Annotated in this window: 21 protein-coding genes; 13 read left to right on the top strand and 8 right to left on the bottom strand. The window is 65.2% G+C overall.

The window, feature by feature from the left end; genetic code table 11:
- Window positions 1-38: 38 nt before the first annotated feature.
- The 3 genes from HY058_05200 to HY058_05190 are packed head-to-tail and all read right to left on the bottom strand — an operon-like array spanning window position 39 to window position 4,008.
- On the bottom strand, window positions 39-1,475 hold the full coding sequence (locus tag HY058_05200; GenBank protein ID MBI3496681.1) for a hypothetical protein: 1,437 nt from the start codon (window positions 1,473-1,475) through the stop codon (window positions 39-41).
- Window positions 1,475-3,406 carry an AAA family ATPase gene (locus HY058_05195; protein MBI3496680.1) on the bottom strand — a complete coding sequence of 644 codons (1,932 nt, stop codon included), beginning with the start codon at window positions 3,404-3,406 and terminating at the stop codon, window positions 1,475-1,477. Before HY058_05195 ends, HY058_05200 begins: the two co-directional genes overlap by 1 nt.
- Window positions 3,406-4,008, bottom strand: coding sequence for a hypothetical protein (locus HY058_05190; protein ID MBI3496679.1), 603 nt, complete (start codon window positions 4,006-4,008; stop codon window positions 3,406-3,408). Before HY058_05190 ends, HY058_05195 begins: the two co-directional genes overlap by 1 nt.
- Before the next feature lie 84 nt (window positions 4,009-4,092).
- Between HY058_05190 and HY058_05185 the strand changes: the two genes are divergently transcribed.
- Window positions 4,093-4,386, top strand: a complete 294-nt coding sequence (locus tag HY058_05185; protein MBI3496678.1) for a hypothetical protein — start codon at window positions 4,093-4,095, stop codon at window positions 4,384-4,386.
- A 170-nt stretch (window positions 4,387-4,556) separates the two neighbouring features.
- Here HY058_05185 and bcp read toward each other — a convergent pair whose 3' ends face one another.
- Both bcp and HY058_05175 read right to left on the bottom strand, forming a co-directional pair.
- Window positions 4,557-5,021, bottom strand: a complete 465-nt coding sequence (gene bcp, locus HY058_05180) for a thioredoxin-dependent thiol peroxidase (GenBank protein MBI3496677.1) — start codon at window positions 5,019-5,021, stop codon at window positions 4,557-4,559.
- A complete protein-coding gene (locus HY058_05175) occupies window positions 5,018-8,020 on the bottom strand; it encodes a bifunctional [glutamine synthetase] adenylyltransferase/[glutamine synthetase]-adenylyl-L-tyrosine phosphorylase (protein ID MBI3496676.1) in 3,003 nt (1,000 codons plus the stop codon). The genes bcp and HY058_05175 overlap by 4 nt, the downstream gene beginning before the upstream one ends.
- A gap of 111 nt (window positions 8,021-8,131) precedes the next feature.
- Here HY058_05175 and HY058_05170 point away from each other — a divergent pair, with 111 nt between their 5' ends.
- The gene (locus HY058_05170) at window positions 8,132-11,248 is read left to right on the top strand and encodes an AsmA-like C-terminal domain-containing protein (GenBank protein MBI3496675.1); all 3,117 of its coding nucleotides are present in this window, start codon (window positions 8,132-8,134) and stop codon (window positions 11,246-11,248) included.
- 105 nt (window positions 11,249-11,353) lie between these two features.
- Here the strand turns inward: HY058_05170 and HY058_05165 are convergent, their stop codons facing one another.
- Together HY058_05165 and HY058_05160 are read right to left on the bottom strand one after the other, a co-directional pair.
- The gene (locus tag HY058_05165) at window positions 11,354-12,643 is read right to left on the bottom strand and encodes a tyrosine--tRNA ligase (GenBank protein ID MBI3496674.1); all 1,290 of its coding nucleotides are present in this window, start codon (window positions 12,641-12,643) and stop codon (window positions 11,354-11,356) included.
- A gap of 86 nt (window positions 12,644-12,729) precedes the next feature.
- A complete protein-coding gene (locus tag HY058_05160) occupies window positions 12,730-13,392 on the bottom strand; it encodes an alpha/beta hydrolase (protein ID MBI3496673.1) in 663 nt (220 codons plus the stop codon).
- A gap of 186 nt (window positions 13,393-13,578) precedes the next feature.
- On the opposite strand from HY058_05160, the gene cysE reads away from it, so the two are divergent.
- The 10 genes from cysE to iscX all read left to right on the top strand — a co-directional run bounded on the left by cysE (window position 13,579) and on the right by iscX (window position 21,416).
- Window positions 13,579-14,292 carry a serine O-acetyltransferase gene (gene cysE, locus HY058_05155; protein ID MBI3496672.1) on the top strand — a complete coding sequence of 238 codons (714 nt, stop codon included), beginning with the start codon at window positions 13,579-13,581 and terminating at the stop codon, window positions 14,290-14,292.
- A gap of 100 nt (window positions 14,293-14,392) precedes the next feature.
- Entirely contained in the window at window positions 14,393-14,875 is a 483-nt protein-coding gene (locus tag HY058_05150) for an Rrf2 family transcriptional regulator (protein ID MBI3496671.1), read from the top strand.
- A 13-nt stretch (window positions 14,876-14,888) separates the two neighbouring features.
- Entirely contained in the window at window positions 14,889-16,007 is a 1,119-nt protein-coding gene (locus HY058_05145) for a cysteine desulfurase (protein MBI3496670.1), read from the top strand.
- Between the two features lie 19 nt (window positions 16,008-16,026).
- Window positions 16,027-17,316 (top strand): IscS subfamily cysteine desulfurase, encoded by a 1,290-nt coding sequence (gene iscS / locus HY058_05140; protein ID MBI3496669.1) that lies wholly within the window; start codon window positions 16,027-16,029, stop codon window positions 17,314-17,316.
- Between the two features lie 42 nt (window positions 17,317-17,358).
- Window positions 17,359-17,754 carry a Fe-S cluster assembly scaffold IscU gene (iscU, locus tag HY058_05135; protein MBI3496668.1) on the top strand — a complete coding sequence of 132 codons (396 nt, stop codon included), beginning with the start codon at window positions 17,359-17,361 and terminating at the stop codon, window positions 17,752-17,754.
- Window positions 17,755-17,785: 31 nt separating this feature from the next.
- Window positions 17,786-18,121, top strand: coding sequence for an iron-sulfur cluster assembly accessory protein (locus HY058_05130; GenBank protein ID MBI3496667.1), 336 nt, complete (start codon window positions 17,786-17,788; stop codon window positions 18,119-18,121).
- A 157-nt stretch (window positions 18,122-18,278) separates the two neighbouring features.
- Complete coding sequence (gene hscB, locus HY058_05125) at window positions 18,279-18,926, top strand: Fe-S protein assembly co-chaperone HscB (protein MBI3496666.1); 648 nt, start codon at window positions 18,279-18,281, stop codon at window positions 18,924-18,926.
- Window positions 18,923-20,827 (top strand): Fe-S protein assembly chaperone HscA, encoded by a 1,905-nt coding sequence (hscA, locus tag HY058_05120; protein ID MBI3496665.1) that lies wholly within the window; start codon window positions 18,923-18,925, stop codon window positions 20,825-20,827. The genes hscB and hscA overlap by 4 nt, the downstream gene beginning before the upstream one ends.
- Window positions 20,828-20,849: 22 nt before the next feature.
- A complete protein-coding gene (locus HY058_05115) occupies window positions 20,850-21,188 on the top strand; it encodes a 2Fe-2S iron-sulfur cluster binding domain-containing protein (GenBank protein MBI3496664.1) in 339 nt (112 codons plus the stop codon).
- Between the two features lie 33 nt (window positions 21,189-21,221).
- Window positions 21,222-21,416, top strand: a complete 195-nt coding sequence (gene iscX, locus HY058_05110) for a Fe-S cluster assembly protein IscX (protein MBI3496663.1) — start codon at window positions 21,222-21,224, stop codon at window positions 21,414-21,416.
- A 152-nt stretch (window positions 21,417-21,568) separates the two neighbouring features.
- Here iscX and HY058_05105 read toward each other — a convergent pair whose 3' ends face one another.
- A complete protein-coding gene (locus tag HY058_05105; GenBank protein ID MBI3496662.1) occupies window positions 21,569-21,769 on the bottom strand; it encodes a DUF1127 domain-containing protein in 201 nt (66 codons plus the stop codon).
- Between the two features lie 169 nt (window positions 21,770-21,938).
- Between HY058_05105 and HY058_05100 the strand changes: the two genes are divergently transcribed.
- On the top strand, window positions 21,939-22,772 hold the full coding sequence (locus HY058_05100; protein ID MBI3496661.1) for a winged helix-turn-helix transcriptional regulator: 834 nt from the start codon (window positions 21,939-21,941) through the stop codon (window positions 22,770-22,772).
- The last annotated feature ends 4 nt before the right edge of the window (window positions 22,773-22,776 follow it).

Raw genomic sequence — 22,776 nt, 5'->3', positions numbered from 1 at the left:
GGTGAAGCCGATGCGTTAAATACCAACGAGCCAAGCACCTACGGGCGCCGTTGATGGGTTGCTCTCTTTTTCGGGTATTTCAAGCCTTGGGGCGCTTGGCCACCCGAAACCCTGTCCAAGCCGCGCTGTATGACGTCCTGTAAGTCGGCCAGAAACGCCTGCAGGTCATATCCGTTGCCTGGTGTATTCGCGAATTCTCGGTTCTCAATGTTCGGAAGAAGGGGCGTCTGGGTCGATGAACTAACGTTGCTAGCGCGCGGATGCCTGATCGTGCCTTGGAGACTCATAGCATGCGATACACCTGGCGCGAGTTCAACGAGCGCAAATGCGCGTTGGCAAGTGCGAAACGGAAGTCGCTTATAGTCAACTTGCGGATTCACAATCACTCGCAGTTCATCGAGACTTATGTCCGCGACAGGAATATCTGTTGGGTGCAATGGGGCCAATAGGTCCCGAAGAATTAAGCGACCAAGTCCATCAAATGCTCGACCCCATGGAAATGGGCGGAATAATGCAGGCAAAGTTGTCGCCCACACCATAGTTGCTGGTTCATTCCGACTGATCACATTCAGCAACTTTAGATTCGTCTCGCCAGCACCGATGCGCCCGACGAGATAGCCAATGGCAAAGCGCAGCAGCTCTCGACCTTTAGCCTCTCTGCGCCCAGTCATCTCGCGCAAGACCTCGACGAAACGATCAAACAAGCGCACGCGATCTTCAGCGCCAATAGTCTCAATTACAGAAAGGTCCCGTAGGTCCGGCGCTTCACGCGCCATCAGCTCGACCGACTTTTCGCTGATGGTCCCCGAGCCTTGAATCTCGGTGAGGGCAGAACGAATGATTTCCTGCTCGGACGTCGGCGATACCAGCGAAACGCCCGTGCCTGATTGGAGGTCAAGCAAGTGGAACCAGATGGCTGCAAGCCCCTCCGGGGGACGTAAGGATTCTGCTCTTAGGAGCAAACGCCCGGCGATGATGTCGTCGACGATTTTGTGTGGAGATCGTATGTCCCCCCAGAGGGCGCGGAAGCGGGCGACCGAATAGCCGTAAGTCGCATGCACCCAGCTGATCGGGATCTCGGTGAGCTCGACCGGTTCGCGGATTAGCACTTCGCCTAATATCGCGCCTACCCAAGCTGGCGCTAAATTCCCAAAGCTGGGACTGATCGAATCATTCAAGAGCCGTCGAGCCCAGTCCGAAGTAACGACTCTCATCCATTGGCTCAGGGGCGCTACATCAGCACCAAACGTGCTTATGCGGGCCAATATGTCGCGTTGGTCCGAGGTCGGGACAATCATTAAGAACGGGCGATGGAAACCATTCGCCGTGTAGACCAGCGTTACTTCGCCGCTCTTCGGATCGAGCGCCGAAGTCGGGGTGACGTGGGATTCGCGCCATCCGACCTCCGTATCCCGAAGGATAGAGATCAGCTGATCTTTAGGGACTTTGCGCTGCCGAATGTCGATTGAAGGCATCAGAAGGGCGACCTCGGTGGGCGCAGCTGCGAAAAAGCCGAGTTCAGCACCGCAGGCAGTGGCCTTGAATGATACACGTCCAAGGCAGTCTTCGCGCGAGTCGAGACTACGTACGCCTTTTCCCGCGTGAAGTACGGAGTGTCATCTGCCTGAACCCAATGTACGGCGCGAAACTCGGAACCCTTTGCTGCTTGAATGGTCATTATGCAAATTGGACGCACGGGATCGTACCATGGTTCATCCGTACCCGAAGACATCACTTTTGTCTGAGTTCCCAGCGGAGTGTCACTCAGATACGTGTTGATGAAGTCGCGGGTCTCACGGCGGCCAGTTATGACTCCAAGTGCTTCATTGCCATACGTTCGCAGCTGAGTGTCGAGCGTGCGAGCGAGTAGACTACACTGGGATTCCAGGTTTGCGCCTTGATGGACCTCAACTCGCGAGCCGAGAGCGGAATTGTACTTGCATGTGTCAATAAGCGGTTCCTCTGATGGCAGAATACGATCCGCGGACCTGCAAATCGCTGGTCCGATTCGGTAGTGCCAACGGAGCCGAACCACCTCATCGGCGATATTCTCAGCAGCTCTAATTCCGCTATCTTTTGCGTCCTTTTCAAAGATACGCTGGCGTACGTCTCCTGCCATATACAATCGAGTTGTGAGCCGACTCATGATTGTCAGCACTTCGCCCGGAAGATCTTGGACCTCATCGACGATGAGGGAGTCGTAATAATCGCTAACTCCTTCGGCGGCTTCCTTCAGAGCTAACAGCCTTGCCGCCCAAGCTGCAGGCTCATCGTAATCTCGTGTGTCAGGCCGGGGAAAACCGCGCTCGTCAAGGAATTGATTTATCCAACCCGCTATGGTCATCACCTGATCTTCGGGAAAGTTTATGTAATCTCCGCACCCGCTTGCTATGAACTCTCTCAGCACTCTCGTGTAGGTAAGCAATCGCACGTTGCTCTGTCCTGTCGAGGCAACATACGAGGCTCGAAGGACGAGTATGTTGCTCTTCCCTGACCCGGGGGGACCGACTAGCAAATAGTTCCCGTCCAAAGGCCACCGAAACGCTCGCGTTTGATCCTCGTCTAGATCAGAAGCGGCGCGCCACCAACCGCTGGAAACGGCTGGCGGAGCGACAATGGGACTTGGAGGCGCAGAGACAAGGGGCTCGGTCCGCGCCGATGTTGCGGTCACGCTCGTTGTAGTAGGATCGGCGAGAATTCTCCGACGAGCGTAGCAACAAACTAAGTCGGTCTGAAGAAATGTATGAAATCGTTGTAGGTCATCCTCTTGGAGGGGCGCGTGTCCAAGCGCGCTCGTCAACTTAGATTGGTTGAAGGTGATTGCTTTGTCGGTCACGAACAGGCTCAGGTTTGTCGCAACTTGATGCCGGGCTGCGGAAGGAAGACCTCGCTGTCTCAATATTGCGTGCAGAGCAAAAAGAGCACGGCTCTGCAGGATTGCTTCCTGCAACCACTTGAGGCGCCGGCTAGCTCCCCCCGTCACCAACGTTCGTTCGCATTCGACACCCTCTTCCTCAAACCACGCTGGATCGCCCGCCAGTTGAGCAAAATCCAGGCGCTCAAAGGGGCTATCTATCCGCGCGATCAGGCTCCGACGCGTGAGCAGCTGACTCTGTACCTTCTTGTACCGACCAACCAGGTGCCCTCTGGGTCTCTCTTCGAGCGCTACCCAACAAAGGATTTCTTCGCCGGGGGTCACCACCGGCGTTTCGAGTGGAGCGCCTTGGCTTTCAATGCATTCCCAATCGTTGGGAACTAAGACGTCAAAATCAATTATCGTATTATCAATACCGCAAGCTTGAATGAAAGAATCATTATTCTCGCGAGCGGAAAATACTGGAACGAAGATTGCTGGTATTTTTCCACGCGCATTAACGTACCCAGCCAGATTGTATTCCGCTGCCATTACTGAATATCCTGCATTTTCGCAATTCGCTCGAACTGCTGCTCAACAATCCTCGATGGGTTGCTCATCGCCTGTGGATGATATATTTGCACATCGACGCCGTTTGATTCGAATAGCTGCACTCTTGCAGCCATTTCGGCTGCGACGTCGTCGGGGAGCAAGAGGGCGCGCAACCGCCCCGGTAGAGGAAGGCTTGTTGGCCGCTGCACCTCAACAGTAAGGCACCGGTCATCGTGGTCCCGAGTCCCTGGCGCCGTCAGTAGTTTGTGAAAGGCGTCAGCGACGGGATTTGTCGCGGGCGGTATCAGTAATGTCGTTGCACGACCAAAAAAATAATTAAAATTGGAACGGAAGAACCTTGCCACGACTCGTTGCGCGGCAAATTCGATCGTCTGACAGTTGAGTTGGCAAAGAGTAATTCCGCTGAGTTGCGCATCAAAGAGGCCCCTATGATGGGCGCCCGTGTCGCATGGGTAGACGGAGTGGTACTGGTCTATGAGTTCAGCATCAAACAAGAAAAATACAGGCCTAAGATCTCGATGGATTTCTGTTCGCGCAAAGCCTCCTGGCCGATACGCCGGTCGACCGTAGAACAGGTACACGAGATCCGTCCCCATTATCGGGCACCTATAAGGCTCAAGCCTTTCCTCGTCGCAAATGGCGCGAAACGCAGCAACTAAGGTTGTGTGAATCAGCTTAAGCTGCGGCTGAGCGGGCGCGACGTTCACGATGTCTTCGGCAAGGGTCATGTGAGACAGTCGCTCTACGAGTGCTTTAGTGTTTGTATTCAATCTGTGGCTGTTGCTCAATTGTTTTCTTTTGGCGCTTCACGTTCCGCCCGCGGCAAAGTTTCGACTTCCTTTATTCTCATGCAACGCTCGAGCCTGGTCGCCCACGCAGTTGAGCGCCGCCACGCCGCCGCGGAAATCGCCGCCCTGATGACGGAATCGCCGTTCAAGAAGGACGGCGAGAGGGAGTAGGGCCTGTCCCACTGTCCCGGTCCCGGGCACGCGCGGGGCGGGACAACGCACCGACCAAGCCCCCACCCCGACCCTCCCCCACGCTGACGCATGGGGGAGGGAGCAGGGCCGATCTTGACTCCCTCCCTCGCCACAGGCGGGGGAGGGTCGGGGTGGGGGCTTCCTTGGCGCTACAGCCCCTTCGCCGCCTCCAGCACCTCGTCCACATGGCCCGGGACCTTGACCTTGCGCCAGATGGCGCGGACCACGCCCTTTTCGTCGATGAGGATGGTGGAGCGGTCGATCCCCATGTATTTGCGCCCATACATGCTCTTCTCGACCCAGGCGCCGTAGCGCTCGATCACCTTGGTCTCGGGATCGGATGCCAGCGTGAAGGGCAGCTCGTATTTCTTCTTGAACTTGTCGTGGCTGGCGACCGAGTCCTTGGAGATGCCGATGACCTCCGCCTTCGCCTTGCTGAAATTCGGCCGGTTGTCGCGGAAGCCGCAGGCCTCCTTGGTGCAGCCCGGCGTGTCGTCGCGCGGATAGAAGTAGACGATCACCTTCTTGCCCTTGAGCGCCGACAGCTTCACCTCGCCGCCGCCCGCGGCGGGCAAGGTGAAGTCAGGGGCCTTATCGCCAAGCTTGAGGCTCATGCAGTTGCTCCTTTGCTCTTTCGCTTCTCCGCCAGCTTTGCCGCCGGCGCCTCGATCAGCCGCTGATAGTGCCGGCCGACGCGCCGGGCGACATCGCTCATCTCCCTCTTCAGGCGATCGAAGTCGGCGGCGCCGCCGGCCAGCGCCAGGGCCTCTTTCACGCCGTCGGGAATGGTCCGATCCTCGGGCTCGCCGCTGACCGTCAGCCGCAACAGGCCTTGCAACCGGCGCCAGAACCCGGTCGCGCGGATGAGCTCGGCGGCGGTACGCTTGGCGATCAGGCCCGCCTCCGCCAGCTTCTCAAGCGCCACCGTGGTGTTGGTCGCCAGCACCTCGGGATGGTCATGGGCGTGGCGGAGCTGGAGATACTGGGCGATGAACTCCACATCGACCAGCCCGCCGCTGCGATGCTTGATCTCCCAATCGGAGATGGTGCCGGTTGGGCGCGCCTGCTCCTTCGCCATGCGCTGGCGCATGTCGGCGACGTCGATGATGAGCTTGTCGGGATCGCGCCGGCGGGTCAGCACGTCCTTGATCACCGCCGTCGCCGCTTGCCGCAGCCCTTCGGGTCCGGCGATCGGCCGGGCGCGGGTCAAGGCCAAGTGCTCCCAGGACCAGGCGGATTCGTCATGGTAGCGCACGAAGCCTTCGAGGTTGGAGGCGATCGGTCCCTTGCTGCCCGACGGCCGGAGGCGCATGTCGACCTCGTACATGCGGCCCTCCGCGGTCAAGGCCGAGAGCCCGGCCAGCAGGCGCTGGCTGAGCCGGCCGAAATACTGCCCGGCGAGCAGCGGCTTCGGGCCGTCGGATTCGACGTCGACCGCCGCGTCATAGACGAAGATGAGATCGAGGTCGGAGGCGATCGTCATCTCCCGGCCGCCGAGCTTGCCCAAGGCGAGCACGGCCATGTCGGCGCCGGGAACCCGGCCGTGGGTCTCGGCGAAGGCCCCGGCCACGAGCGGCATCAAGACCGAAACCACGGTCTCGGCGAGATCGGCCAGCTCGGGTCCGGCCGCTTCCGCATCGATCAGGCCGCGCAGCACCTGGACGCCGAGGCGGAACTTGCGGTCTTCGAGCCAGCGCCGCGACAGATCCAGCATGTCCTCGTAGTCGCGGGCCTGGGTCAGCATCGATTCGAGGTCGGCGCGAAGCTGGGGAGCGGCGGGCTGCAGGGCTTCCAACTGCTCGCTCAAGACCGCATCGAGGCGCGCCGGTTGCCGGCTCAAGGCCTCGGCCAGCCTGGGTGCCGCACCCATGATCTCGGCAATGAGCCCGAGCAGGCCCGGATTGGAATGAAAGAGCGAGAAGAGGGCGACGCCGGCCGGCAGCCGCGACAGGAACTCATCGAAGCGCAGGAACGCCGCATCGGGATCGGCGGTCTTGGCGAGCGCGCCGATGAGCGCCGGCATGAGCTCGGTCAGGAGCTGGCGCGCCCGCTCGCTCCTGGTGGCGCGATGACGTCCATGGTGCCAGCCGCGGACGGTCTGGCAGACCATGGAGGTGTCGCGATATCCGAGCGAGCGGAGGGTCTCGACCGTGCCGGGATCATCGTCGGCGCCGGTGAAGACCAGATTGCCCGGCGTGCTGAGGCTGGGCGCCTCCTCGAACAAATGCGCGTAGTGGCGTTCGACGGTTCGCAGGTTCTTGAGCAGCGCCTGGCCGAACGAGGCGGCATCGGGATACCCCAGAAAGACCGCGAGCTGGCGCATCCCTGCATCGTCTTCGGGCAAGGTCTGGGTCTGGGCATCGCCGATCATCTGCAGGCGGTGCTCGACCTTGCGCAGGTAGCGATAGGCTTCGATGAGCTCGGCGGCGGCTTTCGCCTCCACCCGGTCGGCCTCGACCAGGGCCTCGAGCGTGGCGCAGGTCGCCGTCGCTCGCAGCCTTGGGTCGCGCCCGCCCCAGATGAGCTGCTGGGTCTGGGCGAAGAACTCGATCTCGCGGATGCCGCCGCGGCCGAGCTTCAAATTGTGGCCATTGAGGCTGATGTCGCGGCCGCCGCGGTGCGCATAGATCTGCCGCTTGATCGAGTGGATGTCCTGGATCGCGGCGAAGTCGAGGCTGCGCCGCCAGATGAATGGGCGGAGATGCTTGAGGAAGCGCTCGCCTGCCGGCTTGTCGCCGGCGGCGACCCGGGCCTTGATCATGGCGGCACGCTCCCAGTTCTGGCCGAGGCTCTCGTAGTAGACCTCGGCCGCGTCGACCGAGAGGGCGACCGGCGTCGCCGACGGGTCGGGGCGAAGCCTGAGGTCGGTGCGAAAGACATAGCCTTCGGCGGTACGCTCCTCGAGGATGCGGACGAGCTCGCGGGTCGCGCGCACGAAGCGCGCCTGCAGATCGTCGATCTCGCCATAGGCGGGAAGCGCGCTGTCGTAGAGGACGATCAAATCGATGTCGCTCGAGTAGTTGAGCTCGTGGGCGCCGAGCTTGCCCATGGCGAGCACGAAGAAGCCCGATCCCGCGCTCGGCCTGAGGGGATCGGCCAGCTGCAGCCGCCCGGCGGCATGCGCCTGCCTTAGAACGTGATCGACCGTGACCTCGAGCACGCGGTCGGCGAACAGGCTCAATCCCTGGGTCACCTCTTCGACCGGCCAGGCGCCGGCGAGATCGGCGAGCGCGATGGTCAAGGCGGTGCGGCGGCGGGCGATCCTGAGCCTTGCCATGAGGTCGGGCGTGTCGAGCCCGGGGGTGCCTTGCTCGATCTCGCCCAAGAGCCGCGCCAAGGTCGCTTGCGGGCCGTCCTCGAGCAGCCTTTGCAGGAAAGGCGGTTCGGCCAGCAAGCATTCGGTCAGGAACGGGCTGTTGCCGAAGACCGCCGCCAGCATGCGCCGCCCGGAGGCGCTGGCGATCAGATCCTCGACCCAGCGCGTCGCCTGCCGCGCTTCGCCATCCGATTCGAGCGCGCGCTCGCGCCAGCGCTCCAAGCCGACGGCGGCGGCCTGCGGATCGGCCGGCTCGGGGAATTCCTCTCGTGGGGAGACTCGGAGTAAAGTGGACATGGGGCGGTTCGGGTTCGGTCAAGGTGCGGGAGCGCGCGGGGTGAGGTCAAGCAAAGCGAGGCTGCCGCGCCTGACAATACGAAGCCGGCCCCGGTACCAGCGAGGCGGCCGGTGATCCGGCGCACGGGCGTAGTCGCGGCCGAAATCCTGGCCGGCGTCATGATCGTTGCCGCGCTCGTCCTGTGGCGGCTCTCGGCCGGGCCGATCAATCTCGGATTTCTGACGCCTTTCATCGAAGCGGCGCTGACCGCTCCGGACGGCTCGCTCACCACCAAGGTCGGCGGCACCGAGCTGGTCTGGGCGAGCTGGGAGCGCTCCGTCGATCTTCGCGTCCGCGACGTGCGCGCGCTCGCCGCCGACGGCAAGACCGTGGCGGCGGTGCCGGCGCTCGCCATCCGCTTGAGCCTGAGCGCGCTCCTGCACGGGGTCGTGGCTCCAACCGGCATCGACATGCTGGGACCGCGCCTGAGGCTGGTGCGGGAGGTAGACGGCTCCTTGAAGCTGGGCCTTGGCGATGAGGCTGGCCTGGACTCCGAAAGCGCCGCCGGCGGCCTTCTCGGCAGTCTCCTGGCCCCGCCGGGACAGAACTCCCCCGCCGGATTGCTGAACCGCCTCAAGATCGTCGATGGCGAGCTCGCGATCGAGGACCGCGCCAGCGGCCTCGCCTGGCGGGCGCCCAGCCTCGATCTGGATGCCGCCCGCGACGAGGAGGGCATCTCAGCCTGGATCAGGGGCGAGCTCGACATCGGCGGGCAGCTGGTGCCGGTGCAGGGCGGCGGGCGCTATCGCCGCGCCACCGGCGAGGCCGAGGCGAGCGCCACCTTCCGCGGCATGGATCCAGCCTTCCTCGCGGCACGTCTTCCTGCGCTCGAGCCCGTGGGCCGGGTCAAGCTGCTCATCGACGGGTCGGCCAGCGTCAGCTTCGATGCCGGCCAGCATCTCCTCTCCGCGCGTCTCGACCTCAATGGCGGGCGCGGCCGCTTGGCGTTGCCGGAACTCTACGGCGGCGACCTGCCGGTCGAGGCTGTGAACCTCGGTCTCGGCTACGAGAGCGCCACGCACACGCTTCGGTTGGATCGGCTTTATGTCGACTTGGGCGGGCCCAAGCTCAAGGCAAGCGGCCGCTTGGTCGGGCTGGAAGGGCCGGGTCTCCTCGAGGCCGACGCCGCGCTCGAGGAGATGCCGACGAACGCCTTCAAGGATTGGTGGCCGGAGCGCGTCGGCAGCAATGCGCGCCAATGGGTGCTCGCCAACCTCTCGGGCGGCATGCTGCACGAGGCGCATGCCAGGATCATCGGCCAGGTCAGGGACCTCGAGCCGGGTTCGTTCGTGCTGAGATCGATCGCCGGGGCGATGAGCTTCGATGGCATCACGGTTCGCTATCTCGCACCCTTGCCGCCGGTCGGCGGCGTCGGCGGCAGCGCCACCTTCTCCAACGACCGCTTCGACATCCAGCTCAATACCGGCGTGCTCAAGGGTTTGCGGCTCGGTCCCTCGACGGTGGCGATCACCGGTCTTGCCGAGCCCGATCAGCAGGCGGGGATCGAGATCGTGCTCCAGGGGCCGCTCAAGGACACCCTCGAGGTGCTGGATCAGAAGCCCCTGGGCTACCCGAGCAAGCTCGGCCTGGACATCTCGCAGGTGCAAGGCCGGGTCGCGGTCAGGCTGGTCTTCCGCTTTCCATTGATCAAGCGGCTGACCTTGGAACAGGTGGCGCTGGCGGCCGCCGCCAATATGCGCGAGGTCGTCGTCCCCAAGGTGGTGCGCGACTGGCAGTTGAGCGACGGCGTCTTGGGTCTGCGCCTGGATGGCCAGGGCATGGATGTGAGCGGTGATGCGAAGCTCGCCGGCACCCCGGTCAGCCTCGCCTGGCGGGAGAACTTCGCGAATTCCGCCAGGGAGCGGCGGCGCATCGACCTCAAAGGGCGCATTGACGATGGCGGGCGCGCCCGGCTCGGGTTCGGCACGGGAGGTTATCTGCAGGGCCCGGTCGCCGCCGAAGTGCACCTGGCCCAGCCTTCGGGCGAGCCGATCAAAGTGGAGGTGGCCCTCGATCTCGCCGGCGCGTCCGTCGCCGTCCCGGAGCTGGGCTGGCGCGAGCCGAGCCTGAAGGAGGGGCGCGCATCCTTCACCCTCTTCATCGACGGCGATCGCGTGACGCGGATCGAGCCCATTCGCATCCGCGCCGGCGCTCTGGAGACGGCCGGCAAAGTCTCCTTTGGTCCCGGCGGCGCCATCGAGACCGTCACCATCGAGCGCGTGCGGCGCGGCGAGACGGATCTTGCCGCCGTGATCGCCCAGCAGCACGAGGGTGAATACGTCGCCACGCTCAACGGCCCGAGCCTCGATCTCCGGCCCTTGTTCGAGGACGAGACCAGGCCGAGCAGCGCCGAGAAGACGGGGCCGCGCCTGCAGATCGCCATCGCGGTCGACCGCCTCATGGTGTTGCCGAAGCACGCGATCAATCATGCGAGCGCCATGCTGACTTCCGATGGCAAGGTCTGGCGCACGATCAGCGCCAACGGTGTCGCCGGGGCTACCGGCAGCTTCAAGCTGGCGCTTTCCGGCCAGGACCGCGGCCAGACCTTCCAGCTCACCGCGCCCGATGCCGGCGCGCTGTTGGCCGGATTGGGCGTGCTCGACAATCTTGCCGGCGGCAGCTTCAGCCTCGAGGGGAGCTGCGACATCGATGCCCCCGGGCTGCCGTTTCAAGGGACTCTCGACATCCGCAACGTCACCGCCAATCGCGCGCCGGTCCTGGCGCGCATCGCCTCTCTCGCCTCCTTGACCGGCCTCCTCGAGGCCTTGTCCGGGCAAGGGATCGGCTTCTCGCGCGTGGGTGGCACCTTGAGCCAGGATGCTCGCACGGTCTCGCTCGCCGATTTCGGCGCCTACGGCCCGGCGCTCGGCCTTTCCGGCAAAGGCCAGATCGAGCGCGCGAGCGATAAGGTGCATTTCGAAGGCACCCTCGTTCCCGCCTATGGCCTGGGCCAGATCCTGGGCGCCATTCCGCTCATCGGCAGGATCATCACCGGCGTGAAGAGCGAGGGATTCCTCGCCGTCGATTTCGTCGTCAACGGGTCGCTGCAGGAGCCGGACGTGACGGTAAAACCGCTGACCGCGATCGCGCCTGGATTCCTCAGGGATCTCGTGCGGCTCTTCGGTTCAGCCGAAGGCATCGCCAACGACCTCCGTGACGGCGCCGAGCGGGGAGGCACCACGCGCTAGCCTGGTAGGATTCTCCTGCATGGCCGGCGTGCGTCCTTCGAGACGCGCCCCGGCGGGGCGCTCCTCAGGATGAGCCAGTCTTGCGCATGGCACCAAGGAGTAGGCTCATGCTGAGCTTGTCGAAGCACGAGCCGGTCCAATAACGCCGACGCGAAGCAGCGCATGCCGCTTCTTTCCCACTGATAGCTTGATCACGTTTTCAGGATTGAGATCATCGAGGGTGAGCTTCCGCAGTTCGTCCGTGACTTGCTGATCGTTGACACGCACCGCACCGGATCGGACGAGCCGCCGAGCTTCGCTGGTGCTCTTGGTGAGCTCGAGGGCCATGAGCTGAAGTATGAGCGATTGACCGCCTCTGAGTTGGTCTTCCGCAATCAAGCCGGTCTTCAGATCTTCGCCGAACCTACCCTCTTCGAAAGTACGGCGCGCGGTCTCGGCGGCCGCTTCCGCCGCCGCCCGTCCGTGGCAAAGCGCGGTCGCTTCGAAGGCCAGCACCTTCTTCGCCTCGTTGATCTCCTGGCCCTGGAGCTGCTCCAGGCGGCCGATCTCGGCCAAGGGCAGCTCGGTGAAGAGCCTGAGGAAGCGGCCGACATCGGCATCCTCGGTGTTGCGCCAGTATTGCCAGTAGTCATAGGCGCTCAGGCGATCTTCATTGAGCCAAATTGCCCGCTCGGCGCTCTTGCCCATCTTGGCGCCCGACGTCGTGGTGATGAGCGGCGTGGTCAAGCCGAAGAGCTCGCGATTGTCGACGCGGCGGCCGAGCTCGACGCCGTTGACGATGTTGCCCCATTGGTCGGAGCCGCCCATCTGCAGCCGGCAGTCATGGCGCCGGGCGAGCTCGAGAAAATCATAGGCCTGCAGGATCATGTAGTTGAACTCGAGGAAGCTCATCGGCTGCTCGCGCTCGAGCCGGAGCTTGACCGAATCGAAGCTCAGCATGCGGTTGACCGAGAAATGCCGGCCATAGTCCCTGAGAAACGCGATGTATTCGAGCTTGTCGAGCCAGTCGGCGTTGTTCACCTGGAAGGCATCGGTCTTGCCGGCGCCGAAGCGGATGAACTTCGCCAAGCTGCGGCGGATGCCTGCGGCGTTCCGGGCAATGTCGGCCTCGCTCAGCAACCGCCGGCTGTCGTCCCTCCCCGAGGGGTCGCCGACCCTGGTGGTGCCGCCGCCGATGAGCGAGATCGGCCGGTGCCCGGCGCGCTGCAGGTGGCGCAGCACCATGACCCCCACCAGATTGCCGATATGCAGGCTATCGGCAGTGCAGTCGATGCCGATATAGGCGGTGACCATGCCCCTCTGCATGGCAGCATCCAGCCCTTCCAGGTCGGTCGCCTGATGGAAGAAGCCGCGTTCGATCATCGTGCGCAGGAATTCGCTCTTGGGCGCGCTCATGGCCGGATGCCTTCGCAGGAGGTGCGGGGGCGCATTTACCACGGGCTTCGAGGGCGGGACAACGCCTCAACGGCGCCGGCACCGCTTCAGCGGGCGGCGGGCGCCTGCTGCTTTTCCAGCATCTGGGCCAAATAGCGGTCCACCACCTTCGACAGGGCGTCGGTCTTGCCGTGGAAGAAGTGGTTCGCTTCCTTGATCACCTCGTGGGAGATGGTGATGTCGCGCTGGGAGGAGAGCTTGTCGACCAGCTTCTGCACCGACTCGGCCGTGACTAGCTCGTCGGCGGTGCCGTGCACGACCATGCCGGAGGCGGGGCAGGGGGCGAGGAAGCTGAAATCGAAGATGTTCGCCGGCGGGGAGACCGAGATGAAGCCGGCGATCTCGGGCCGGCGCATCAGGAGCTGCATGCCGATCCAGGCGCCGAAGGAGAATCCGGCGATCCAGCAGGCGGTCGCGTTGGGGTTGTAGCTCTGCAGCCAGTCCAAGGCCGAGGCGGCATCGCTCAGCTCCCCCTCGCCGCGGTCGAAGGTGCCCTGGCTGCGTCCCACGCCGCGAAAGTTGAAGCGAAGCGTGGAAAACCCGCGCTGCGCGAAGGTTTGATAAAGGGTGTAGACGACCTTGTTGTTCATCGTCCCGCCATATTGCGGGTGCGGGTGCAGCATGAGCGCGATCGGCGCCCCGGCGGACTTGCTGTGGAGATAGCGACCCTCGAGCCGGCCCTCCGGCCCGTTGATGAGGATTTCTGGCATCAGCGCGTCCAGTCTCTGCGCTCGCCGATCGATACCCTACTTGACATATGGGATATTATTCTCAAGACCAAGGCAGCGCCCCGCGAAAATACTTGACCTATTTACTCGGGAAACCTATATGGCACCCCATGGCAGACCGCGGCGCTGCCGGCATCGTCCGCGACCCATGTTACCACAGCAGAACCTATGATTTTCAAGAAGCTCCGCGAGGACATCGACTCGATCATCGTCCGCGACCCGGCAGCGCGGACCCGGCTCGAGGTCATTCTCTGCTATCCCGGCTTTCATGCCGTCGTGCTCCACCGCCTGGCCTATGGCGCTTGGGCGCGGGGCTGGCGGCTCATGGCCGCCTGCATCGCCTATATCGGCCGGATCATCAGCGGCATCGAGATCCACCCCGGGGCTCGCATCGGCCGGCGGCTGTTCATCGACCACGGCCTGGGCGTGGTCATCGGCGAGACCGGCGAGATCGGCGACGATGTGACGCTCTACCAGGGTGTCACCCTGGGCGGCACGGCCTTGCACAAGGGCAAGCGCCATCCGACCCTGGAGGACGGCGTCATCGTCGGTGCCGGCGCCAAGGTGCTGGGGCCGATCACGGTCGGTGCGGGTGCGCGCGTGGGCGCCAATGCGGTGGTGCTGAAGGATGTGCCGCCGGGGGTCACCATGGTCGGCATCCCGGCCAGGCAGGTTCTGCCCCGGGCGCGCGACAAGGCGCCGGAATTCGTCGCCTATGGAACGCCGACCGCCGATCTGCCCGATCCGGTCGCCCGCGCCATCGACGGCCTGTTGAGCGAGATGCTGCAGCTTCGCGCCCGGATCGAGGAGCTGGAGCAGGGCGGCGAGCGCCGACGCGAGCGAGCGCCGGATCGCGCCCCAGAGCATGCCCCGGAGGCATGACCATGATCGCGCGTTCCGCCATGGGTGGGACCTATGAAGACCAAGATGGGCGATGCCGGCGCGTGCCGGCCTTGCCCGGTCAGTCGGGAGGATTGACGCCGTGAAACTCAGCACCAAGGGCCGTTATGCGGTGATGGCGATGGTCGACCTTGCCCGGCACAGCGAGGGCAGTCCGGTGGCGCTCGCCGACATTGCCGAGCGCCAGGAGATCTCGCTGTCCTATCTGGAGCAGCTTTTCGCCAAGCTGCGCCGCGGCGGCCTCGTGCGCAGCGTGCGCGGGCCCGGCGGGGGCTATCTGCTCGGCCGCGCCACGCCGGATCTGCGCATCTCCGACATCATCCTTGCCGTCGACGAGCCGATCCGCGCCACCCGTTGCGCCGTGGGATCGCCCAGCGGCTGCAAGTCGAACAAGGGACGCTGCCTCACCCATGATCTGTGGGAAGAGCTCGGCAACCAGATCCATCTTTATCTCCGCTCGGTATCGATCGCCGACGTGGTCGAGAACCGGGTGCTCGGCACCTCCGGGGTGATCCGGCCGCGCTTCGGCGAAGCCGTTTCCGGCGATGCCGTGGCGGCGGAATAGGTCAGGGGCCCCGATGTCCATCGCCACCTACCTCGACTACAACGCGACCGCCCCGCTCCGGCCCGAGGCCGCAGCCGCGATCGGCCGCGCGCTCGAGGTATGCGGCAACCCGTCCTCGGTGCACCGGTTCGGCCGCCAGGCGCGGCGCCTCATCGAGGAGGCGCGCGAGGACGTCGCCGCCCTGGTGGGCGCGCGGCCGAGCCAGGTGGTGTTCACCTCCGGGGGCACCGAGGCGAACGATTTGGCGCTCAACGGGACCGGGCGGGCCCGCGTGCTGGTCTCCGCGGTCGAGCATGATTCCATTCGCCAGGCGCGAGCGGGCGCGATGCTCCTGCCGGTCGACGGCGACGGGCTCGTCGATCTGGGCGCGCTCGAGGAGCTGCTCGGCGCCGATCCGGCCCCGGCCTTGGTTTCGGTGATGCTCGCCAACAACGAGACCGGCGTCCTCCAGCCGCTGGGCCGCGTGGTCGAGATCGCGCACGGCGCGGGCGCGCTCGTCCACACCGATGCGGTGCAGGCGCCGGGGCGCGTGAAGGTGGATTTCCGGGGGCTCGGCGTCGATCTCATGAGCGTGTCGGCGCACAAGCTGGGCGGCCCGCAAGGCGTGGGCGCGCTGATCGTGGCCGATGGGGTGGAGCTCACGCGGCGTCTCGGCGGCGGCGGCCAGGAGCGCGGGCGGCGCGCCGGCACCGAGAACCTCGCCGGCATCGCCGGCTTCGCCGCGGCCGGCACCGCGGCTGCAGCCGAATTGGCCGGCATCGAGCGTGTGGCCTCGCTGCGCGACGGCTTGGAGAGCCGGGCCTTGCGCGCGGTCCCCGAGGCCCGCATCTACGGAAAGGCGGCGCCGCGACTACCCAATACCAGCTGCATCGGCGTTGCCGGTGCGGCGGCCGAAACGCTGGTGATCGCGCTCGATCTCGCCGGTGTCGCGGTCAGCGCCGGTGCGGCGTGCTCTTCGGGCAAGGTCAGGGCGAGCCATGTGCTGGGTGCGATGGGTGTTGCGGCCGACGAAGCCGGTTCCGCCATTCGCGTCAGCCTCGGTTGGCGGAGCCTGGCCCTGGACATCGAACGGTTCATCGAGGCATGGGGCGCGTTCCACGCGCGCAACAGGACGAAGCTGGCCGCGGCGTGACGCCGGCGGCCTGGAGGGTATGAAGGTGAGCATCGAGAGCGTGACTCCGGTCCAGTCGGCCACTCAGACGAAGACGGCGCGCGCCGGCGACAATCGCCCGCAGCGGCCGATCTATCTCGACTATCAGGCGACCACGCCGATGGATCCCCGCGTGCTGGAGGCCATGCTGCCGTATTTCGTCGAGAAGTTCGGCAATCCACATAGCCGCAGCCATTCCTACGGCTGGGAGGCGGAAGAGGCGGTGGAGAAGGCCCGCGCGCAGGTGGCCGGCATCATCGGCGCCGACGAGCGCGAGATCATCTTCACCTCGGGGGCCACCGAGTCGAACAATCTGGCGCTGCAGGGCGTGGCGCATTTCTACAAGGACAAGCGCAACCACGTGGTCACCCTGCTGACTGAGCACAAATGCGTGCTCGATTCCTGCCGGCATCTGGAGCAGGAAGGCTTCAAGGTCACCTATCTGCCGGTGCATCAGAACGGTCTCGTGAATCTGTCCGAGCTGGAGAAGGCGGTCACCGACAAGACCGCGATCGTGTCGATCATGGGCGTCAACAACGAGATCGGCGTGGTCCAGCCCTTGAAGGAGATCAGCCGCATCGTGCATGCGAAGGGCGCACTCTTCCACACCGACTGCGCCCAGGCGGTCGGCAAGATCCCGCTCGACGTTGAGCAGATGGGGATCGACCTCATGAGCATTTCCGGCCATAAGATCTATGGCCCGAAGGGGATCGGCGCCCTCTATGTCAGGCGCAAGCCGCGGGTGCGCCTGCAGGCGCTCATCCATGGCGGCGGCCAGGAGCGGGGCATGCGCTCGGGCACGCTGCCGACGCCGCTCTGCGTCGGCTTGGGCGAGGCCTGCGCCATTTCCCTTAGCGAGATGGCGGCGGAGGCCGAGCGGCTCACCCGGTTGCGCGATCGCTTCTACGAGGCGATCACGGCGCGGCTGCCGGAGGTGTACCTCAATGGCGATCTCGATGAGCGCGTGCCGGGCAACCTCAACATCAGCTTCGCCTATGTCGAGGGCGAGTCATTGATCATGGGGATCAAGGGCCTGTCGGTCTCCTCCGGGTCGGCCTGCACCTCGGCCTCGCTCGAACCCTCATACGTGCTGCGCGCTCTCGGCGTCACCGAGGATCTGGCGCATACCTCGCTCAGGATCGGCTTCGGCCGGTTCACCACGGAAGCCGAAGTCGACTTCGCCGTGGAAGAGATCGTCGAGCATGTGGAAAAGCTGCGGGCGATGAGCCCGCTCTGGGAAATGGTGCAAGAGGGCATCGACATCAAAAACATCAAATGGGCGGCGCATTGAACTGCGGCCGCCGCCAAACCGCTATCGAGGAGTGGATGTGACATGGCATACAGCGAGAAGCTTCTGGACCATTACAACAACCCGCGGAATGTCGGCTCGTTCGACAAGAACGCCGCCGATGTCGGCACCGGGCTCGTCGGCGCGCCGGCCTGTGGCGATGTGATGAAGCTGCAGATCAAGGTCTCCCCGGAGGGCATCATCCAGGACGCCAAGTTCAAGACCTTCGGCTGCGGTTCGGCCATCGCCTCCTCCTCGCTCGCGACCGAGTGGATGAAGGGGAAGACCTTGGACGAGGCCGAGACGATCAAGAACACCCAGATCGCCCGGGACCTGGCGCTGCCGCCGGTGAAGATCCATTGCTCGGTCCTGGCCGAGGATGCGATCAAGGCGGCGATCAACGACTACCGCGCCAAGCGCCAGGCGAAGGCCGCGGAGTAGGGCCAAGGACGAACGCAGGAACCGGACGACCATGGCCAAGACGGCAATTACGATCACCGAAGCGGCAGCCGAGCGCGTGCGGGCCCTTCTGGTGAAGCGCGGCAAGCCCTCGGTCGGCATCCGCATCGGCGTGCGCACCAAGGGCTGCTCCGGCCTCTCCTACACCCTCGAATATGCCGACGAGCGCGGCAAGTTCGACGAGGTCGTGGAGGACAAGGGTGTCACCGTGCTGATCGACCCCAAAGCGACCATGTTCATCCTCGGCACCGAGATGGATTACGTCGAGGAAAAGCTGCAATCGGGCTTCACCTTCAAGAATCCCAACGAAAAGGGCCGTTGCGGCTGCGGGGAATCCTTCCACGTCTGATGCTTTCGGCCGGGCCGGTCTTGATTCCCCCCGCGCGCGCAGCCGCCACACCAACCCTGCGCGCGCCGGGAAGGACTGCCCGGCCACTCTCCAATCGAGCGCGCTCGGGCCTCCTGGCCGCGGGCGCCCTTGCGCTTCATGAGGAGCCTCTCAGCGAATGAGCGCTGCCGAGGACATTGTGCGGGGCCCCGAGCCCAGCGTGATTGCCTGCTGGTCCTGCCGCGGCCCGACTCCGGCGGCTGAGCCCTTCTGCCCGACCTGCGGGGCGGTGCAGCCGCCCGGGCAAGCCGATCATTTCCGCCGCCTCGGCCTCCCCCGGAGCTTCGCCATCGACACGGCCGAGGTCGAAGGGCGCTATTTCCAGCTGCAACGTCGCCTGCATCCCGACCGATTCGCGACCAAAGGCTCGCGGGAGCGGGCGCTCTCCCAGAGCCAGGCGAGCAGCCTGAACGCCGCCTATGAAACCTTGATGGACCCGGTGCGCCGGGCAGGCTATCTCCTCCGCCTTCAGGGCATCGAGGTCGATGCCGGGGACGGCAAGACCATCGACGATCGGGAGCTCTTGATGGAGGCGATGGAGATGCGCGAAGCCCTCGCCGAGGCCGCCGATGCGGCTGCGGTCGAAGACGCGCTTGCCCGCACCCAAGCGGCAGTCGGGGCTTGCCGCGACCGGCTCGCGGTTGCCTTCGCCGCCGCCGATCGGGCCCTGGCGCACCGGCTCACCCTCCGCCTCAAATATCTCTCGAAGCTGCAGGAGGAGACCGAGCAGCGTCGTCTCCGCTTTTTCGCAGCCAAGGCCGGATGATGCTCCTCCAGCTGCACGAGCCCGGCGAGACGCCGACCCCGCACGAGGCCGACAGCCGGCTCGCCATCGGCATCGACCTCGGCACCACCAACTCGGTGGTGGCGATCGCGGTCGACGGCAAGCCCGAAGTGCTGCGCGACGAAAAAGGCCGGAGCCTGGTGCCGTCGGTCGTGGCCTACCCCAAAGAGGGCGGCGTCATCGTCGGCGCCGAGGCTCGGCACCTGCTGCTGGATGAGCCCGAGGCGGTGGTGAGCTCGATCAAGCGGCTCATGGGCCGCGGCGCCGACGACGTCAAGGCGCTGGCCGGCACGCTGCCTTATCGCTTGGATGCGGCCAAGGGCGGCATGGTCCGCCTCGAGCTGAATGGACGGAGCCTGAGTCCGGTCGAGATCTCCGCCGATATCCTGAAGCGCCTCAAAGCCATCGCCGAAGAGCACCTGGACCGGCCGGTCGCCCATGCGGTCATCACCGTGCCGGCGTATTTCGACGATGCCGCCAGGCTCGCCACCAAGGATGCGGCCCGGCTCGCCGGCCTCGAACCCCTACGCCTGGTGAACGAGCCGACCGCGGCGGCGCTCGCCTACGGCTTGGACAAGGGGGCCGAAGGCCTCTACGCCATCTACGATTTGGGCGGCGGCACCTTCGACATCTCGCTCTTGCGCTTGGAGAAGGGGGTGTTCCAGGTGCTGGCGACGGGCGGCGATGCGCAGCTCGGCGGCGACGATTTCGATCATCTCGTGGCCGAGCGGTTCCTCGCCGAGCACGCGGGCGTGAAGCCGAGCAATACCGAGGTCAAGCTGGCCCTCCAGTCGGCGCGCCTGGCCAAGGAATGCCTCTCGGACCAGGACGACGGCGAGTGGCGCATCGAAGTGGGCGGCCGGGTCAGCCGCCATCGGCTGGATCGGCCGGGCCTGGAGGCGATGATCCGGCCGCTGGTCGAGCGGACCGTGGCGATCTGCCGCGGCGTTCTGGTGGATGCCGGGGTCGCGCCGGACAAGGTCAAGGGCGTGGTGCTGGTCGGCGGCTCGACGCGGGTGCCGCTGGTGCGCCGCCTGGTCGCCGATCTATTCGGCAGCGAGCCCTTGGCCGATATCGATCCGGACGAGGTGGTGGCGCTGGGTGCCGCCTTGCAGGCCGAAGCGCTCACCGTCGGCTCCGACACCTTGCTCCTGGATGTGCTGCCGCTGTCGCTCGGGATCGAGACCATGGGCGGCATCGTCGAGAAGGTGATCGACCGCAACACGCCGATCCCCGTCGCCAAGGCCCAGGAAATGACCACCTACCAGGATGGCCAGTCCGCCATGCTGATCCATGTGGTCCAGGGCGAGCGCGAGACCGTGGATGCCTGCCGGTCGCTGGCGCGCTTCGAGCTGCGCGGCATTCCAGCCATGGTCGCGGGTGCGGCCCGGATCCGGATCACCTTTACCGTGGATGCCGACGGCCTCCTCACTGTCTCCGCCCGGGAGAAGACCACCGGCATCGAGCAGCGGGTCGAGGTCAAGCCCAGCTATGGCTTGAGCGAGGACGAGATGGCGACGATGCTGCGCCAGAGCCTCGAGCACGCCAAGGAGGACATGGAGCGCCGCCTCCTGATCGAGGCCGAGGTCGAGGCGAAGCGGGTGCTGCTGGCGCTCGCCGCCGCGCTCAAGGCCGATACCGCTCTCCTCGAGCCGGGCGAGCGCGTCCGGATCGGGGCCGCCGAGAAAGCGGTGGAGGCACGCCTCCAGGGCGGCGACCGCGATGCCATCAAGCAAGCGGTCGAGCAGCTGGAAGAAGCCTCCCGCGCCTTTGCCGAGCGGCGCATGGACAAGGCGATCCGCCTGGCGCTCGCCGGCCACAAGCTCGAAGAATTCCAGGGCGACCCGGGCGGCTGCCTGGCGCCCGACAAGCAACAACCGTGAAGAGACGGAGCCTCCGACTGCTATGCCGAAGATGACTTTCATCGATCCCGACGGCACCCGCCATGAGGTCGAAGCGCCGATCGGATTGTCGGTGCTGGAGATCGCCCACCGCAACTCGATCAATCTCGAGGGTGCGTGCGAGGGCTCGCTTGCCTGCTCCACCTGCCATGTGATCGTCGACGCGGAAGACTATGAGCGCCTGAAAGAGGCAACCGAGGACGAGGAGGACATGCTCGACCTCGCCTTCGGGCTCACCCACACCTCCAGGCTCGGCTGCCAGATCGTCATGACCGAAGAGCTCGACGGCCTCACCGTCACGCTCCCGTCGGCCACCCGCAACATGATGGTCGACAAGACCTGACGGATCAGCAGCGAGGGAGGGCCGAAGATGGGCATGCGCTGGATCGATATCCGCGATATCGCGATCGGACTCGAGGAGGCCCATCCCGAGGTCGACATTCTCGCCATCCGCTTCACCGATCTGCACAAATGGGTGATGGCGCTTCCGGGTTTCGAGGACGACGCCGAGCGCTCGAACGAGAAGATCCTGGAAGCGATCCAGATGGCCTGGCTCGAGGAGCGCGACTGAGGCGAAGCGTTCTCTTTTCTTTCTTGCTCCCTCTCCCGCCGGGAGAGGGCCGGGGTGAGGGGCAATCTCACCGCGCCGCCACGGCCACCAAGCCTTGCCCGGCCGCTTCCCCTCACCCCGCCCCTCTCCCCATGGGAGAGGGAGCAAGAGCATCACGCACGCCAGAACGGCTTGTCGATCTCCCGTCCCGCATCCAGGCGGCTAATTCCGATATCGCTCAGCTCCCGCTCGCCCATCATCGAGAGATGATGCCGGCTGTTGGCGCGCGCCTGCCAGACCAGCAGAGTTTGCCAGAGCCGCCGGATGAGTCCATGGAAGATTCCCAGGCGCTCGCCGCCTTGCCTGGCGAGCATGAGCGGTTGCTGCCGAACCTGTTTGCCGCCGGTGCGCATCGTCTGCCTCGCTTTCTTCATCGGAGGTGAAGGTGATGCCTCCGCGGGCGAAGGTCACGGTCGATCGCTTCGTCCGCGGGCGAAGCGATGGCGCGTGAATGGCCGTCTATTCGTGCCTATTATTCCGCCCATGAGCCTTGGAACCTCGATTGCCGAGATCGCCGCGCTGGTCGGCGATCCGGCCCGCGAGAACATGCTGTTTGCCCTCATGGACGGGCGCGCGCTGACCGCGGGCGAGCTCGCCTATGCCGGGCGGATCACCCCGCAAACGGCCAGCATGCATCTGCGCAAGCTCACCGAATCCAGATTGCTGGTGGTGGCGAAGCAGGGCCGCCATCGCTATTACCGGCTCGCGTCGGCCGAGGTCGCGCGCATGCTGGAGTCGATCGCCTCGGTTGCGGTCGACGCCGCACCGCGCTTTCGCCCGCCTTCGCCCAAGGACCATGCGCTGCGCCACGCCCGGCTTTGCTACGACCATCTGGCCGGCAGGCTCGGCGTGGCGTTCGCCGATGCGTTGACGGCGCGCGGGATCCTGGCGCTGGGCGAGGATGGCGGCGAAGTGACCGAGACCGGCACCCGCTTCCTTACCGAGTTCGGCATCGATCTCGATCGTGCGGCGCGGCAAAAGCGCTGCTTCTGCCGGATCTGCATCGACTGGACCGAGCGGCGCCCGCACATCGCCGGCGCCATCGGGGCGGCACTCGCCACCAGGTGCTTCGATCTGAAATGGATCGAGCGGGTCAAAGACAGCCGCGCCGTCACCATCACCGCCTCCGGTCGGCGCGGCCTGGCGGAATCCTTTGGCCTCGAGCTGGCCGAAATGAGCCAGGTCAATCCAAGGGCCGCATCCGTTCAACGAATCCCGCCGGTACCGCGGCAATCGGCTGCTTCGGCGCCGATGCGACAGCACCCGCCTGCTTCCATTGCAGGCGCAACCGCCGGAGGCCGTCGCCCGAGGCGCTGAGGGC

The organism is Pseudomonadota bacterium, assembly GCA_016195085.1.
Taxonomy (GTDB): Bacteria; Pseudomonadota; Alphaproteobacteria; order SHVZ01; family SHVZ01; genus JACQAG01.
Note: the sequence above shows the minus strand (reverse complement) of the source record. Positions and strands in the feature narration are given on the sequence as shown.

Coding starts and splice junctions, on each gene's coding strand:
- HY058_05130 (MBI3496667.1), top strand. CDS start 17,786: ATGGCCAAGACGGCAATTACGATCACCGAAGCGGCAGCCGAGCGCGTG.
- HY058_05115 (MBI3496664.1), top strand. CDS start 20,850: ATGCCGAAGATGACTTTCATCGATCCCGACGGCACCCGCCATGAGGTC.
- iscX (MBI3496663.1), top strand. CDS start 21,222: ATGCGCTGGATCGATATCCGCGATATCGCGATCGGACTCGAGGAGGCC.
- HY058_05160 (MBI3496673.1), bottom strand. CDS start 13,392: ATGCCAGAAATCCTCATCAACGGGCCGGAGGGCCGGCTCGAGGGTCGC.
- cysE (MBI3496672.1), top strand. CDS start 13,579: ATGATTTTCAAGAAGCTCCGCGAGGACATCGACTCGATCATCGTCCGC.
- HY058_05175 (MBI3496676.1), bottom strand. CDS start 8,020: ATGTCCACTTTACTCCGAGTCTCCCCACGAGAGGAATTCCCCGAGCCG.
- iscS (MBI3496669.1), top strand. CDS start 16,027: ATGAAGGTGAGCATCGAGAGCGTGACTCCGGTCCAGTCGGCCACTCAG.
- HY058_05165 (MBI3496674.1), bottom strand. CDS start 12,643: ATGAGCGCGCCCAAGAGCGAATTCCTGCGCACGATGATCGAACGCGGC.
- iscU (MBI3496668.1), top strand. CDS start 17,359: ATGGCATACAGCGAGAAGCTTCTGGACCATTACAACAACCCGCGGAAT.
- hscB (MBI3496666.1), top strand. CDS start 18,279: ATGAGCGCTGCCGAGGACATTGTGCGGGGCCCCGAGCCCAGCGTGATT.
- HY058_05105 (MBI3496662.1), bottom strand. CDS start 21,769: ATGCTCGCCAGGCAAGGCGGCGAGCGCCTGGGAATCTTCCATGGACTC.
- hscA (MBI3496665.1), top strand. CDS start 18,923: ATGATGCTCCTCCAGCTGCACGAGCCCGGCGAGACGCCGACCCCGCAC.
- HY058_05200 (MBI3496681.1), bottom strand. CDS start 1,475: ATGCCTTCAATCGACATTCGGCAGCGCAAAGTCCCTAAAGATCAGCTG.
- HY058_05100 (MBI3496661.1), top strand. CDS start 21,939: ATGAGCCTTGGAACCTCGATTGCCGAGATCGCCGCGCTGGTCGGCGAT.
- bcp (MBI3496677.1), bottom strand. CDS start 5,021: ATGAGCCTCAAGCTTGGCGATAAGGCCCCTGACTTCACCTTGCCCGCC.
- HY058_05145 (MBI3496670.1), top strand. CDS start 14,889: ATGTCCATCGCCACCTACCTCGACTACAACGCGACCGCCCCGCTCCGG.
- HY058_05195 (MBI3496680.1), bottom strand. CDS start 3,406: ATGGCAGCGGAATACAATCTGGCTGGGTACGTTAATGCGCGTGGAAAA.